The 14,489-nt window shown below is 72.4% G+C and carries 15 protein-coding genes; 5 read left to right on the forward strand and 10 right to left on the reverse strand.

Translation table 11 applies throughout. From position 1 onward, the window contains the following. Nucleotides 1-44: 44 nt before the first annotated feature. The gene (locus O7606_RS14980) at nt 45-1,319 is read right to left on the reverse strand and encodes an MFS transporter (RefSeq protein ID WP_281594644.1); all 1,275 of its coding nucleotides are present in this window, start codon (nt 1,317-1,319) and stop codon (nt 45-47) included. Nucleotides 1,320-1,721: 402 nt separating this feature from the next. Between O7606_RS14980 and O7606_RS14985 the strand changes: the two genes are divergently transcribed. The 3 genes from O7606_RS14985 (at nt 1,722) to O7606_RS14995 (ending at nt 3,382) form a co-directional block, all read left to right on the forward strand. Further along, nucleotides 1,722-2,060, forward strand: coding sequence for a hypothetical protein (locus O7606_RS14985; protein ID WP_281594645.1), 339 nt, complete (start codon nt 1,722-1,724; stop codon nt 2,058-2,060). 282 nt (nt 2,061-2,342) lie between these two features. Beyond that, the gene (locus O7606_RS14990; RefSeq protein WP_281594646.1) at nt 2,343-3,038 is read left to right on the forward strand and encodes a hypothetical protein; all 696 of its coding nucleotides are present in this window, start codon (nt 2,343-2,345) and stop codon (nt 3,036-3,038) included. Next, entirely contained in the window at nt 3,035-3,382 is a 348-nt protein-coding gene (locus O7606_RS14995; RefSeq protein ID WP_281594647.1) for a transcriptional regulator, read from the forward strand. Before O7606_RS14990 ends, O7606_RS14995 begins: the two co-directional genes overlap by 4 nt. 150 nt (nt 3,383-3,532) lie before the next feature. Here O7606_RS14995 and O7606_RS15000 read toward each other — a convergent pair whose 3' ends face one another. From O7606_RS15000 to O7606_RS15010, 3 genes are all read right to left on the reverse strand, one after another. Beyond that, nucleotides 3,533-4,471, reverse strand: a complete 939-nt coding sequence (locus tag O7606_RS15000) for an aminoglycoside phosphotransferase family protein (protein WP_281594648.1) — start codon at nt 4,469-4,471, stop codon at nt 3,533-3,535. Between the two features lie 63 nt (nt 4,472-4,534). Next, nucleotides 4,535-4,831, reverse strand: coding sequence for a hypothetical protein (locus O7606_RS15005; protein ID WP_281594649.1), 297 nt, complete (start codon nt 4,829-4,831; stop codon nt 4,535-4,537). 18 nt (nt 4,832-4,849) lie between these two features. Beyond that, the gene (locus tag O7606_RS15010; RefSeq protein ID WP_281594650.1) at nt 4,850-5,071 is read right to left on the reverse strand and encodes a hypothetical protein; all 222 of its coding nucleotides are present in this window, start codon (nt 5,069-5,071) and stop codon (nt 4,850-4,852) included. A gap of 316 nt (nt 5,072-5,387) precedes the next feature. Here O7606_RS15010 and O7606_RS15015 point away from each other — a divergent pair, with 316 nt between their 5' ends. Both O7606_RS15015 and O7606_RS15020 read left to right on the forward strand, forming a co-directional pair. Continuing rightward, entirely contained in the window at nt 5,388-5,843 is a 456-nt protein-coding gene (locus O7606_RS15015) for a lamin tail domain-containing protein (protein ID WP_281594651.1), read from the forward strand. An 87-nt stretch (nt 5,844-5,930) separates the two neighbouring features. Then, nucleotides 5,931-6,404 (forward strand): GNAT family N-acetyltransferase, encoded by a 474-nt coding sequence (locus O7606_RS15020; protein WP_281594652.1) that lies wholly within the window; start codon nt 5,931-5,933, stop codon nt 6,402-6,404. Between the two features lie 502 nt (nt 6,405-6,906). Here O7606_RS15020 and O7606_RS15025 read toward each other — a convergent pair. Genes O7606_RS15025 through O7606_RS15050 form a run of 6 tightly spaced genes read right to left on the reverse strand, consistent with a single transcriptional unit; the run spans nt 6,907 to nt 14,488 of the window. After that, a complete protein-coding gene (locus O7606_RS15025) occupies nt 6,907-8,094 on the reverse strand; it encodes an MFS transporter (RefSeq protein ID WP_281594653.1) in 1,188 nt (395 codons plus the stop codon). After that, nucleotides 8,091-8,921 carry a phosphosulfolactate synthase gene (locus O7606_RS15030; protein ID WP_281594654.1) on the reverse strand — a complete coding sequence of 277 codons (831 nt, stop codon included), beginning with the start codon at nt 8,919-8,921 and terminating at the stop codon, nt 8,091-8,093. The genes O7606_RS15025 and O7606_RS15030 overlap by 4 nt, the downstream gene beginning before the upstream one ends. A gap of 17 nt (nt 8,922-8,938) precedes the next feature. Continuing rightward, entirely contained in the window at nt 8,939-9,955 is a 1,017-nt protein-coding gene (locus tag O7606_RS15035; protein ID WP_281594655.1) for an aldo/keto reductase, read from the reverse strand. Further along, nucleotides 9,952-11,442, reverse strand: a complete 1,491-nt coding sequence (gene tcuA / locus O7606_RS15040) for an FAD-dependent tricarballylate dehydrogenase TcuA (RefSeq protein WP_281594656.1) — start codon at nt 11,440-11,442, stop codon at nt 9,952-9,954. The genes O7606_RS15035 and tcuA overlap by 4 nt, the downstream gene beginning before the upstream one ends. A 26-nt stretch (nt 11,443-11,468) precedes the next feature. Next, nucleotides 11,469-12,677: an ABC transporter ATP-binding protein gene (locus O7606_RS15045; protein ID WP_281594657.1), complete on the reverse strand. Its 1,209-nt coding sequence runs from the start codon at nt 12,675-12,677 to the stop codon at nt 11,469-11,471. Between the two features lie 29 nt (nt 12,678-12,706). Then, a complete protein-coding gene (locus O7606_RS15050; protein ID WP_281594658.1) occupies nt 12,707-14,488 on the reverse strand; it encodes an iron ABC transporter permease in 1,782 nt (593 codons plus the stop codon). Nucleotide 14,489 lies beyond the last annotated feature (1 nt).

Consider the following 14,489-nt stretch of genomic DNA (forward strand, 5'->3'; position numbering starts at 1 on the left):
GCGTCCGATCGGGCGGCGAGAGGTTCTGGGCCGACGGGCCCTGGTCAGGTGGCGTCCCGCTCGGCGGCGTCGATCGCGGCGTCGGTGACCCAGGGCATGCCGGCCAGCAGCGCCAGCGCCAACACCCCCATGATCATGAAGACCGCGCGGAGGCCGAACAGCTCCGCCAACAGCCCGCCGGCCAGCGCGCCGAGCGGCAGGCTGCCCCGGGCGAGCAGCCGGTAGGCGCTGTTGACCCGGCCGAGCAGCCGGTCCGGTGTCACCCGCTGGCGCAGCGACACCGTGATGACGCCCCAGGCGGCGACCAGGACCCCACCGCCGAGGAAGATCGCGCCGAGCACGAACGGGTCGGTGGTCAGCGCCGGCGCGGCGACGAGCGCGGCGCAGGCGAGCATGGACACCCCGAGCGCCGTCGCCCGGCCGAGCAGGCGTTCCAGTCGGGGCGCGAGCAGCAGCCCCACGACCATGCCGGCGGCGAGGGAGGTCAACAGCAGGCCGTACGCGGCTTCGGTGAACCCCATCGCGGAGCCTGGGCCGACCGCGTGGAGCACCAGCACGGCGACCACCCCGTTGGTGGTGAAGTTGCTGACCCCCACCATGACCGCCAAGGTGCGCAGCAGCCGGTGCCGCCACAGGAACCGCAGCCCCTCGCCGATGTCGGCCCGGACGCTCGTGGCCGGACCCGCCCGTGCCACGCGGAACCGGCCGCCGACGAACAGCAGCGCCGCCACCGCGACCGCCCACAGCCCGGCCGGCCCGGCCAGCGCGACGGCGACGCCCCCGCCCACCAGCACGCCGGCGAGCGGCGGGCCGACGAACTGGTTCGCCGCCAGCTCGACGGCGTGCAGCCGCCCGTTGGCCCGGGGCAGCAGGTCACGCGGCACGAGCTGCGGCAGGATCGACTGGGCGGCCGTGTCGTACAGGGTCTCGGCGACGCCGACGGCGAACGCCACCACGTGGAGCAGCCAGATCGAGCCGACGTCGAACGCCACCGCCACCGCCAGCGCGCCGACCAGCGCCGCCCGCAGCGTGTTGGCGACGAGCATCACCCGACGCCGGTCGAGCCGGTCGACGAGCGCGCCCGCCGGCAGGGCGAACAGCAGCCACGGCAGGCTGAACGTCACCGCGACCCCGGCGACCAGGGTCGGCGACCGGGTGTGGGTGACCGCGACCAGCGGCAGCCCGACCTTGAGGACCCCGTCGGCGAGGTTCGACGCCGCCGACGCCGACCAGAGCCGCCGGTACCGGCCGCCCAGTCGCGCCGACGCCCCTTCCGGCGTACGTGTCGGACGTGTCCGTGCCGGCCCCCCGACCACCATGCACGGATGTTGGCACAGGCCGGGTCACCACGCGGCCCCTCTGATCCCTCCCGGTCCGGCCACGCCACCCCTTGATCGACTCCGCTTTCCTGATATCGGGGTGACCAGCCGAGGAGTCACCCCGATATCAGGAGAATGAACCGCCCAGCCACCGGTCACGGCTCGGCGTCCATCTGGCGCTGAGGGTCGTAGAGCGGTGAGCGGACGATACCCGAGCGCCTCCGCTCTGCGGGCCGCTCTGGACGCTCGGCTCCTCGATCGCGCGCGGACCCTGGGCCGGGACCCGAACTGGCTCCGTCGTCGGCTGGCTTACGGTACGACGCGTACGGGCGACCGGCGTGGCGGTTCCCCGTCGAGTGCCGGCTCGCTGGGCACCTGTTCGCAAAACTCAGGCTCGATGTGGTGGCACGCGCGGAGGAGATCGGCGGCGTGGAGCTGCGCGCCCTGACCCGGTTGTACGAGACCGGGGAGTCGACCAGGGTCAGGGACCTGGTCGACCTGGCGCTCCTGGTGGAGGACGGCGTGCCGGCGGACGCCGCTCTCGTCCGTCGGGTCCATCATGTCTTCGCCATCCGGCGAACCCACTCCGTACCGGACGACCTTTCGCCGCCACCAGTGGCGTGGGCTGGGCGGTACGCGCTCCTGGCCGCAGAGATCGGACTCGCGATCGCCTCTGCGGACGAGGCCCACAAAATCGTGTGCCGGCACTGGCAGCAGGCCCGTGTCGCACAGGAACGTTGAGCCGCCACTTCGCCGGCGCCCTGCCTGCCGGGGCAGGAATTCGGGCTGGAGCCGAAGTTCGGCCCGGCAGGCAGGTGCGGCGGACGGATAGGGACGCCGCGTGGTGGAGCGGTAGGTAGGTACGCCGCGCCTTTGGAGCTGCCCCACATCTGGGGCAGCGCCGTATCCCGACGTCACCGACCAGAAGCCTCGGTAGCCCGCCGCAGCCGCCGGGCGCGCTCCGCGACGCCTCGACCCGATCTGACACTAGCGCCGACAGGTTTGCTGTGGAAACCTATTGGCATGACTACTGAGTCGCTGTCCGCCGGCGGCGATCCCCGCCGCCTGCTGTCCGACGTTCGCTCCCTGGCGCGCCGGGTGCGCCTCGACCAACGGATGACCTGGATCGCCCTGCTGGTGCTGGGCGCGGTGACCCTCCTCGGGATCCCGTTCGACTGGCTCGGCATGCAGGTGCGGTGCAACCCGGACACGAGCTGCGAGTTCGCCCGGCGGGGCATGCTGTTCTACTGGCCCCCGGCGCTCCTGCTCGGCTACGCGGCGATCGCCGTCGGCTACGTGCGGGCCGCCCGGGCGCGCGGCCTCGGCGCCCGCGTGATGCCGTACGTGATCGCCGGCGCGGTGACGACCGTCGTGTTCACCGCCTTGGGGGTGGCCGCGGCCCTGTATTTTCCGAGCCACCCGTTCCCGGACGGCCCGCTGCCGTACTGGTGGTTGGTGCTGGACCGGCTGGTCCTGCCCTGGGGCATGATCGGGGTCGCGTTGTTGGTGCTGGCCCGGCTGGAGCGCAACGTCGGGCTGTTGCTGTTCACCCTCGCCTACCTGGCCCTGGTGCTGTTGGCGCTGCCGACGAACGAGGGCTGGGGACCGGCGGGCTGGGGACTTCAGGCCCGGTTCGCGGCACCGCAGGTCGTCAGCGGCGCGGCGCTGCTGCTCGGCGCGGCCGGGTTCTTCGCGGCGGCCCGCAGGCGGCGGCGGTGACGGCCGTGACCGGCACGCCGGACCCGGACGCCGGGCACCCGGTCACCGGGCTGGACGAGGTGGTGCACCAGCGGGCCCGGCTCGGCATCCTGACGATCGCGCACGAGGCACGCCGGGTCGAGTTCGGTTACCTGCGCGCCCACCTCGAACTGACGGCCGGCAACCTCTCCAAGCACCTCAGCGTGCTGGAGACGGCTGGCCTGATCGAGATCGAGAAGGGCTACGAGGGCCGGCGTGGCCGCACCTGGATCACCCTCACCGCGGCCGGCGACACCGCGCTCGCCGACGAGATCGCGCGACTCAAGCAGCTCATCGCCCGCGTCGAGACGAGCGACAGCCGGTAGCGACAAGCGCCGAACAGCCAACTCCGCCACCCCGGCGCACGCCCGACCATGTGCCGGGGTGGTGCCTGCCGGAGCCTCAACCAGTAAGTCGTACGGAAACTCGCCGCAGCCTGACTGCTCGGCCCGCGTCTGACGTTCGTGCCTTGCCGGTTACGGGACGGGCGGGGTGACGGCGCTGGCCGCGTACTCGGAGAAGATCCCGTCGAGGACGCGCCGGGCGCGCACGGCCACGTCGTCGGCATCGCCCAGGGCGGAGGCGCAGGTGACGAGCGTCTTCCAGAGTGCCCAGCCCCGCCCGCGCGCCCAGGTCGCGTCGTCGACGGAGAGCCGCTCCCGGAACGCCTGCCGGCCGTCGGTGGTCAGCAGGGTCCACGCGACCGCCAGGTCACAGGCCGGGTCGCCGACGCCGCAGGTCCCGAAGTCGATGACCGCCGCCAGCCTCCCGTCGTCGAGCAGGAGATTCCCCGGCGCGACGTCACCGTGGAACCAGCTCTCCACGCCGTCCCAGGGCGCGGCGAGCGCGCTCGACCAGATCTTGCGGGCCAGCCTGGTGTCGACGTGGCCGTCGAGGGCCGAGAGCGCACGCCGGGCTTGCCCGTCGTAGGTGCGCAGCGTGCCGCCCCGGTACCAGTTGTGCTGCCCGGGTCGGGGACCGTCGGTGGTGTCGACGCTCCACAGGGCCGCCAGGAACCCGGCCAGGTCGAGCGCGAACCGGCGGGGGTCGGCGATCCGGTCCGCGCTCGCCGGCTCGCCGTCGAGCCACCGGTAGATCGACCACGGGTACGGGTAGCCCGCGCCGGGCTCGCCCTTCGCCAGGGGGACGGGGATGGGCAGCGGGAGTCGGGGGGCGAGCGCCGGAAGCCAGCGGTGTTCCTTCCCGACCGCCTCGGCGTACTCGGCGGCGCTGGGCAGCCGCGCCAACATCCGGTCGCCGAGGTGGAAGGTCCAGTTGTCCCAGCCACCGTCGGCGACGGGCCGCACCGGCAGGTCGGCCCAGCGGGGGAACTGGTCGGCGACGAGCCGGCGCACCTGTTCCGGGTCGACGGCGATGCGTCGGGGCACGGGGCCGAGCTGCGGTGTGTCACTCATGGAAGACATCCTCGACGCACTCTCCCCGCCGCGCCCACCACGGCCGATCGTCATGAACAGGCTTCAGCCAAGGACGGGAAGCAACCCCGCAGGCGCGGCCTGCCGAGCGACCGTGGCGATCCGGACCGGACGGGGCACCCCTGGCAGCAGCGGTAGCCCGACGACCACGGCCAGGTAGAGCTGACCGGTCGTGTCCTCGGCCGACCGGTCAGACTCGGTCAGCGTCCGCCACATCCCGCCGATCAGGGCGCCGAATACCGCACCGAACAGCGCCGGGATCCCGATTCGCCGAGCTGGCGCGTCGCGCCGCTGGACCGCGCTGGGCAGTGGATCGGCTGGTCCCGACGAGGAACCGGTCACGTGGTTCTCCTCCCCGGGTCAGATCGGCCTTTTCAGGGTATAGACGATGTTGCCGTAGCCCCAGAAGGCGGATCCGTGGGCAGGGGTCTCGGCGCTGATCGCCTCCCAACCGTCCTTTCCGGCCTGGTTCAGCGCCTCGATCGGCCGGCTCGCCGCCATTTTCCGTTCGCCGCCGGTGTGCAGCCACACGATGGTGGAGTCGTTCTTCACCACGATCGCCGCGTACTCCCAAGTGGTCACGGCAGGGACGGTAGCCTGCCCCACCTGCGCCCTCAACCGCCGGTCGGCAATATGCCATCTCCTGAACCCGGGTCGAGCCGCACCGAACGAGTCCGGCCCTGCCCGGTCGTCCGATCACGGATCCTCCGACCGGCGTCTGTCCAGATCGGACGGTGTGGTCGGACGACCGGGCAGACAATGGCGCTGGCCCTGTCCGGGTATGGCGGAACTGTCGGCGAGCGGGGTTAAGATCTTGGCCGAATTCGACGCCACTAAGGCGTCCGGCCGGCGCGGGCACCACCCCGGCCGACATATTCTTCTTCGCCAGGAGGACCACTTGAAGAACCGGTTGATCGGGTTCGTCTCGGCGCTCACCGTCCTGGTCGGCGGTTCGCTGGCCGCCGCCAGCCCGGCGCAGGCCGCCCCGGCGGTCATGTTCACCAAGGTCTACTACGACTCGCCGGGCAGCGACTCCGGGTCCAACAGCAGCCTGAACGCCGAGTACGTCCGGCTGACCAACACGCGCAGCTCGGTCGTCAACCTCAAGGGCTGGTACGTGCGCGACAAGACCGGCTACACGTACAAGTTCACCGGTGACTTCAAGGTCGCCGGGAAGAACAGCATTCTCATCCGTACCGGCAAGGGCACCAACAAGGGCACCAACCGGTACTGGGGCCGTTCCTGGTACGTCTGGAACAACACCGGCGACACCGCGTACCTGCGCAACGCCTCCGGTTCGCTGGTCGACAGCTGCTCGTGGAGCAAGACGGGCAGCGGCTACACCAACTGCTGATCTCCGTGGACGTGTAACGCCGGCCCGCTCCCCCGGGCCGGCGTTACACGTTCGCCGGCGGCCCGTCCCGCCGCTAGGGTCGGCCGAATGCGGCTGGAGACGATCACCCCGACGAACTACGAGGCGGCGCTGGCGCTGTCCGTACGCCCCGACCAGGAGGATCTGGTCGCGCCGGTGGTGAAGTCACTGGCCGAGGCGTACGTCTTCCCCGAGCACGCCTGGCCCCGGCTCATCTACGACGGGGACCGGTTGGTCGGCTTCCTGATGGCCTTCCTCGAGATTCCGTGGTATCCCGAGCGCGACCCGACCGACCGGCGCTCCGGCCTGTGGCGGCTGAACATCGCCGCCGACGCCCAGGGCAGGGGCTACGGCCGGTACGCCGTCGACGCCGTGTGCGCGGAGATCCGGGCCCGGGGCGGCACCCGCGCGTACGTCACCTGGGAGCCCCGCCCCGGCGGCCCCGAGGAGTTCTACCTGAGGCTCGGTTTCCGACCGACCGGCGAACGCAGCGGCGGCCAGACCGTCGGTGTCCTCGACCTGCGCCCGCCCACCGCGACCTGAGCCTGTCGCGGCACCGCCCACGACCAGGTGACCCTGAGCCCCGGCGCCTGCCCGCCGGTGCCGGACTTCGGGCTGGGCCGGACTTCGGGCTGGGGCCGAAGTCCGGGCCGGCGGCAGGCGCGGCGGACGGACAGGGACGCCGCGTGGTGGAGCGGCAGGTAGATAGGGACGCCGGGCCCTTTGGAGCTGCCCCACATCTGGGGCAGCGCCGCATCTGGGGCAGCGCCGCATCTGGGGCAGCGCTGGGACCACCGCAGGCAGCATGGGGCGGGGCCGCCACCGCCGTCGCAGTGAGTGTGCCCCATATCCGGGGCAGCTCCAAAGGCTGCGAACCGGCCACTACCTCCTGGCCCGCTTCTTCCGGCAGCTCGTCGAACGGACAAGGACCGGGAGCGCACGCCACACCGATCGAATCGGACGAGGACCGGCGGCGCACAGCCGACCGGCGGACCGGGGCGACAGACCCACAGCAGACGAACCACACGGCGGACCAGCGCGACGGTCAGGGTGGTGGGCCGGGTGGCGGGCCGGGCCGGGGTCGGTCCGGGGGCATCCGGAGCAGGGTCCCCGCCGAGAGGGCGAGCAGCGCGCCGACCGCCCAGAACACGCCGGCCGCGCCGGTGGAGAAGGCCCCCACGGCGACCGGTAGCGCGGTCTGGGCGAGGCGGTTCGCGGTCAGCCGCAGGCCCATGGCGGCCCCCCGGGTGCCGGGGCGGGCGGCGTCGGCCACCCAGGACATGGCCAGCGGTTGCGCCACGCCCAACCCGATCCCGAGGAACAGCATGATCACGGCGGCGCCGGGGAGTTGGACCAGCGGCAGCGCCAGCAGGCCGAGCCCGGCGACGGCGATCGAGGCCGTCATGGTCAGTCGGCGGCCGGCGCGGGCCACCACCCGGTCGACGACCAGCCGGGCGAGCAGGGTTACCGCGGCCCGCAGCGCGAGCAGCCCGCCCACCGCCGCGACCGGGACGCCACGCTCGTCGGCCCAGGCCGGCAGGAAGACGAAGAGCAGGTCCAGCGCCGCCAGCACCACGCCGCCGGCGACCAGGGTCGCGGTCATCCCGGGTACGCCGACCATGCCGGCCGCCACCCGCCACGACGATCGGGGGGCCGGGGCCCGGGAGCGGGGCGCGGCCCGCAGCAGCGGTTTCAGGCAGAACGCCGAGGCGGCGCAGATAGCCGTACCGATGGCCAGCCCGACGGCCGCCGGTGACGGGCCGACGCCGGGCACGCTCGCCGCCCCGGCGGCCAGCAGCGGGCCGGCCGCCTGCCCGACGGCGCCGGCCGCGGTGAGCAGGCCGAAGCCGCGGTCCAGGTTCGCCGTGCCGCTCACCGCGACGGTGGACTGCTGGCCGACGACGCTGACGAGTTGGCCGAGGCCGAGCAGCGCGCTGGCCACCAGCAGCACCGGCAGGGTGCCGGCCAGCACGGCCAGCACGCCCGCCCCGGTGAACAGCCCGGCGCCGACCACCATCAGCCGGGCCGGACCGAACCGGTCGGCCTGCCGACCCACCGGGTACGCGAGCAGCAGCGGCAGCACGGAGAAGCTGGCCGCGAGCAGCCCGATGCCGGTGTTGCCGGCCTGCAACTCGATGGCCCGGTACCCGGTCATCGGGCGGACGGCCGCGTACCCGCCCAGCACCAGGCCGGACTGGACGAGCAGCGGCCACCCGACGGCCCGGCGGGTCACCCCTTGTAGCTGACGACCCGGCCCCAGAGGCCCTTGGTGCCCCAGATCCCGGAGCGGAGACATTCGAGCTGGTAGACCTGACTGTGGTCGATGAAGACGTTGACCTCGGGGCCGTAGTTCTTCACGTACCACTCGAAGACCGGCGGGTCGGCGGCCTCGAACATCACCGATTCCAGGCCGAACTCGGCGATGAACAGCGCCGGCACGTCGGTGCGCCAGGTACGGACCTGTTCGGTGATCCCCTCGGACTCCAGCATGACCAGGTTCGCGCCGGCGTCGAAGGCGCGGCGGGCGCGTTGCACCGCGTAGCCGGGGTCGCCGGTGCCCTCGGCGGCGAGCTCCTCCACCGACGAGGTGCCGCCGGCCCCGAACTGGATGCCGACCTCGGCTTTCACCTTGAGTCCGGCCTTGCGTCCGCGTTCGATCAGCCGCAGGTAGTCGGAGGCGGCGATGGACAGCATCCCGACGGAGATCTCCACGATGTCGAACTCGTACCGGGCGATGGCCTGGAAGTACTGTTCGACGGCGTCGGGACCCCGGGTCAGCACGAACTCGATGAGCCCGCCGGTGGAGACCTCGACGTTGTGGTCGTGGCAGACGTCGATGAACTTCTTCAGGGTCGCCTCGGACATCAGGGGCATCGACGCGCCGGGGAACTTGAACGAGTCCACGTGCGGGCCGACGGACTCCAGCAGGTCGCGCAGGTGGTCCGGGCCGAACGAGGTGTAGTAGGGGCCGCGGATCTCGGTGAGCCCGACGGTGCGCGGCTTGTCGGGCCGCTCGTTGAGGCGCAGGAACGGGAAGGCCCGCTCGGGGGTGGTGGTCATCAGGATGGATCTCCTCGTCAGCTCGACTCGAACTCGATGTCTTCGACCTGGTGACGGTGTCCGGCGGTGAGCCGGTCCACCTCGGTCCACACGTCGTCGGGCAGGGTCAGCTCCAGCGCGTCGGTGACCGCGTCGAGCTGGTCGACCCGGCTCACCCCGACGATGGGCGCGGTCACGTCCGGGTGGCGCAGCCCCCAGGCGGTGGCCAGCACCGCGAGGGTGGTCCCGGCCCGCGCGGCCACCGCCGACAGCGCGTCGACGGTCGCGAACGTGTCGTCGGTCCAGTACCGCTCGGTGTAGCGGCGACCGGCGGCGCCCACCGCGAACCGGCTGCCCGCCGGTGGCGGCTTGTCGCGGTCGTACCGGCCGGTCAGGATGCCGCCGGCGAGCAGGTTGAACGCGAGTACGGCGACCCGCTGCTCCCGGCACAGCCGGAACGCCTCGATCTCCGCGCCGCGCCGCACCAGGCTGTACCGCAGTTGCGCGGTGTGCAGCCGGGGCAGCCCGGCCAGCTCGCTGAGGGTGAGCGCCCGGGCGAGCTGGTACGCCAGGAAGTTGCAGCAGCCCACGTACCTGACCTTTCCGGCGCGGACCAGCGTGTCCAGGGCGGCCAGGGTCTCCTCGATCGGCGTCGACGGGTCGTACCTGTGCAGTTGCAGCAGGTCGACGTGGTCGGTGCCGAGCCGGGCCAGCGACCCGTCGACGGCGGCCAGCAGGTGCTTGCGGGACAGGCCGAGCTGCCAGGGCTGCGGCCCGGTCCGGTTGTAGACCTTGGTGGCCAGGAACACCTGGTCGCGCCGGCCGGGCAGCCACCGGCCGAGCAGCTCCTCGGTGCCGCCGACGGCGTCAGCGCCGCTGCCCAGCGGGTAGCTGGTCGCGGTGTCCAGCCAGGACATGCCCCGGTCCAGCGCCCGGTCCAGGATGTCCCGGGAGGTGTCCTCGTCGCACTGCGCGCCGAAGGTGGCGGTGCCGAGGACCACCCGGGGCACCCGTACCCCGGTGTCGCCGAGCAGGACGGTGGCCGGTCCGGTCATCCCCGGTCCCGGCTGTGCCGGGCGGCGGTCCGGCCGGCCCGCCGGCCGAAGACCGCGCCGGACATCAGCCCGCTGCCGCCGGGGTAGTTGTCGTAGAAGAGGCCGCCGACGACCTCGCCGGCCGCGTGCAGGCCGGGGATCGGCTGGTCGGCCTGGTTGAGCACCCGGGCGTCCTCGTCGATGCGGACTCCGCCGTACGTGAAGGTGATCGCGCAGCCGACCGGGAACGCGACGTACGGTGGCCGGTCGATGGGCTGGGCCCAGTTGCTCTTGGGCGGTTCGAGGCCGCTGGTGGCGAGCCCGTCCAGCACGGTCGGGTCGAACGGCCGGTCGCCGACGGAGGCGTTGTACCCGGTGATGGTCCGCTCCAGCCGGTCCGGGTCGAGGTCGAGCTTCTCGGCCAGCTCACGGATCGAGTCGGCGACGACCTGGCTGGCCCCGTCGTGGCCGTAGTCGGTGCGGAGCAGACCGACGCCGCGCTGGTCGAAGATCTGGTACGCGAGGCCGCCGGTCTGCCGCAGGATCGCCGACCCGATCTTGGCGTACGTGTAGTTGCGGAAGTCCGCCCCCTCGTCGACGAACCGGTCGCCCTCGACGTTGACGGTGATCCCGAACGGGTACGAGTGCCGTTGCAGCTTGTTGGTGAGCACCCGGTTGCCGTACGGGCCGGCGTTGATGTCCCAGGCCACCGCGTGCGCGCCGGACCAGTTGCCGTACGCCTGCGCGCCGACGCCGAGAGCGCTCATCAGGCCCTCGCCGGTGTTGTGCCGGCTGCCGCGTACCTTGGCGGTGTCCCAGCCGGGGCCGAGGTGCACGGCCCGCAGCCGGGCGTCGGCCTCGAAGCCGCCGGAGGCGAGCACCACCGCCCGGGCCCGGATCTGCCGTTCGCCCTGCGGGGTACGGCACATCACTCCCTCCACGGCCCCGGTCGGGCCGATCAGGAAGCCGGTCATCTGGTGTTCGGTGTGCACGTCGATGCCGGTGGCCTTGGCGGCGGCGAGGTGCTGCTCGATGAGCCCGATGCCGCCGCCGACGGTGGCGATGGTGCCGCCGCCCCAGAACTTCTTCCGGCCGTTGACCTCGAAGACCTGGTTGTCGGACTGGAGCTTGAACTTGACCCCGTGCTGGTGCAGCCACCGGAGGGTGGGGAAGGAGTCCTCGACGAGGATCCGCATCAGGGTCGGGTCGGTGCGGCCCCGGGTGAGCCGGAGCATGTCGGCGGCGAACTTGTCCACCGGGTACGGGTCCAGGTCGTACCGGTCGGCTTCGCGTTCGTCGAGCTCGCTGAGGATCGGCCGCAGGTCGTCGAGGCCGTGGTAGGTGGCCCGGAAGGAGCCGAGCGTGAAGTAGGAGTTCCCGCCGAGCTCCGCGGCCGGGGCCTTCTCCAGCATGCCGACCCGGGCCACCTCCTCCCGGGCGGCGTGCGCGGCCGAGAAGGCGGCGTTGCCGGCCCCGACGACGAGGACGTCGTAGTCGTAGTCGCTCATGGTTCTCCTTGGTTCGTGGGCGGGGTTCACGGTTGGAGGATGCGGACGTCGGCCGCGTCAACGGTGACCTCGACGGTGGAGCCCTCCGGCAGCTCGCTGCGGGTGTTGCTCCAGACCCGCAGCACGTGCTCGCCGCAGGCGACGGTGTACTCGGTGTGCGGGCCGAAGAACAGCGCCGCCTTGAGCGTCCCGGTGAAGGTGGCCCCGTCGCTGTCGCCGGCGGAAGCGCCGGCGGCCGGGCCGGGGCGGGTCCCGTCGGTGGCGGGGGCGATGTGGGCGCGTTCGGGGCGGAACAGGGCGATCGCCTGGTCGCCGTCGCGGAGCTGGTCGGAGCCGAGCCGGCCGCGTACCGGGCCGAGCGCGGTACGGACGGTGGCCAGCCCGGCGGCGTCCGGCCCGGTCACGTCGCCGGGCAGCTCGTTGCTGGTGCCGACGAAGTTGGCCACGTACCGGGACGTCGCGTCGTGGTAGATGTCGCGGGGGCCGCCGAGCTGGGCGAACCGTCCCTCCCCCATGACCGCGATGCGGTGCGCCAACCCCATCGCCTCGTGCTGGTCGTGGGTGACGTAGACGGCCGCGAAGCCCAGCTCCCGTTGCATGGAGACGAGTTCGGCGCGTAGCTGCTCCCGGACCTTGGCGTCGACGTTGGACAGCGGCTCGTCGAAGAGGATGAGGTCGTTGCCGGCCACCAGGGCCCGGGCCAGCGCGACCCGCTGCTGCTGGCCGCCGCTCATCTGGCCGGGGTACTGCCGGCCCAGCTCGCCGATGTGCACCTGGTCGAGGCTGGCCTGGACCCGGGCGGCGATCTCCGGGCGGGACAGTTTCTGCGCCCGGTTCTCCAGCGGGTACGCGACGTTCTGCGCCACCGTCATGTGCGGCCACAGCGCGTACGACTGGAAGATCATGCTGATCCGTCGTTTCTCCGGCGGCACCAGCAGGCGGCGGCTGTGGTCGTACACCGGTTGGCCGTCGATCTCGACGGTGCCGGCGTCCGGCGTCTCCAGCCCGGCGATCATGCGCAGCAGGGTGGTCTTGCCGCAGCCGCTCGGGCCGAGCAGGACCAGGAACTCGCCGCGCGCCACGTCGAACGAGACGTCGTCGACGGCTTTCGTCTCGGCGCCGTCGGCGCGGCGGAACCGCTTGGACAGGTTCCGGACCCGCACGATGGGGCCCGCCGCCGGTGGTGGCGTGACCGTGCTGGCGGTGCTGCTCTCGACCTGGGCGGGTGCGACCATGCCCCTGTCACCTCCGGTGTCGTGGGTTGTCATCGGTTGCCCTTGCGTCGCCCGCCGGTGCCCTGCCAGCGGCCCTGCCAGCGGGAGTAGGCGAGGCAGAGGCCGACGACCAGCGCGGTGACGGCGGTCAGGACGACGGACAGCGAGGCGAGTTCCGCGTAGGACCCGTTCTCGAAGATCTGCAGGATGCGGAAGCCGACGACCATGTTGGTGGTGCCGGCGAGCACCGCCGTGGCGGTGAGGTCGCCGACCATCCGGGCGAACAGGAAGGCCCAGCCGGCGACCAGGCCGGGCACCATCAGCGGCAGGTAGACCCGGCGGAAGGTCTTGCCGCCGCCGGCGCCGCTGATCTGGGACGCCTCGGCCAGGTCACCGCCGACCTGGCTGGCCGCCGAGTCGGCGGCGACCGAGCCCTGCGGCAGGTAGATGCTGATGTACGCGAGCAGCAGGATCATCGTGGTGCCGCCGAGGTAGAACGGCGGCCCGCCGAAGGCGAGGATCATCCCGACCGCGATCACCAGGTGCGAGAAGACCGAGGGCAGTTTGATCGCGCCGTCGAGGGCGCGGACCGCCCGCCGCTTGGAGCGGACCACGAGCAGGGCGACCAGCGCGGCGGCCACCATGCCGATGGTCGCGCCGACGATGCCGAGCCAGAGGCTGTTCTGCACGGCGGTCAGCGTCTGGCCGTCCTCGAAGACCGACTCGCGGACCGAGTCCAGGCTCAGCCCCGTCCAGTTGATCTTCGGGGTCCAGAAGCCGTTCAGCGACACCAGCAGCAGCCCGATCGCCGGCAGCACCACGGCGAGCGCGCCGTAGCCGAGGATGAGCAGCCGGGCCGGCCACTTCCAGCCGCCCAGCTCCTGCCGGGTGAACCGCTGCCCCTTGCCGCCGACGGTGGCGTGCCGGCCGCTGCGCAGCATCCGCGACTGGAGGTACCACATCACGCCGACGAACAGCAGCACGATGAAGCTCAGCCCGACGGCGGTGGCGGTCTCCGGCGGGTACGTGAACGACAGCAGGTCCACGATCCGTACGGAGATCACGTCGATGCCCGCGCCCGAGCCGATGATCACCGGCACCGAGTAGAGCGAGAAGCCCTGCCAGCACATCAGCAGGATCGCCCCGCCGATGCTGGGCCGGATCGCGGGCAGGGTGACCCGCCACAGCGTCTTCAGCCGACCGGCCCCGCTGATCCGGGACTGCTCGTCGAGGCTCGCGTCCGCGTTGCGCAGCCCGGTGGTGACCAGCATGAACACGTACGGGACCTGGTAGAGCGTGTAGACGAAGATCAGGCCGGGCCAGGAGAAGATGTCGAACGGGCCCTCGGTCAACTGGATGCCGACACCGCCGAGCACCCACCTGATGAACGCGTTGAGCAGGCCCGCGTTGGTGGAGAGCAGCAGCACCCAGCCGACCGCGCCGGCGATCGGCGGCAGCAGGAACGGGATCATCGGCATCGAGTCGGTCAGCCCGGCCACCCGGGCGTCGGTCCGCTCGTTCAGCCAGGCCAGGATCGACCCGAGGACCAGCGCGACCACGCCGCTCACCACGACCGCGACCAGCGTGTTGACGATCAGCGTGCCCAGGTCGGGAATGGCCAGGACGTCCCGGATCGGCTGCACGGTGAGCCGACCGTCCACGTAGACCAGGCCGACCGCGACCCGCAGGATCGGGTACGTGGCGAGCACGGCGAGCACCGTCGCCACCGTGACCGCGATGGCGGCGAACGGGGTGATCCGGCGGCGGGCCGCCCGGGTCGGCGCGGCGGTCTCCGGCTCGGTGTCCGGCCCGGGCGGGGCGAGCGTCACCATC

The sequence above is a fragment of the Micromonospora sp. WMMD882 genome, from assembly GCF_027497255.1.
In the GTDB taxonomy this organism is placed as follows: domain Bacteria; phylum Actinomycetota; class Actinomycetes; order Mycobacteriales; family Micromonosporaceae; genus Micromonospora.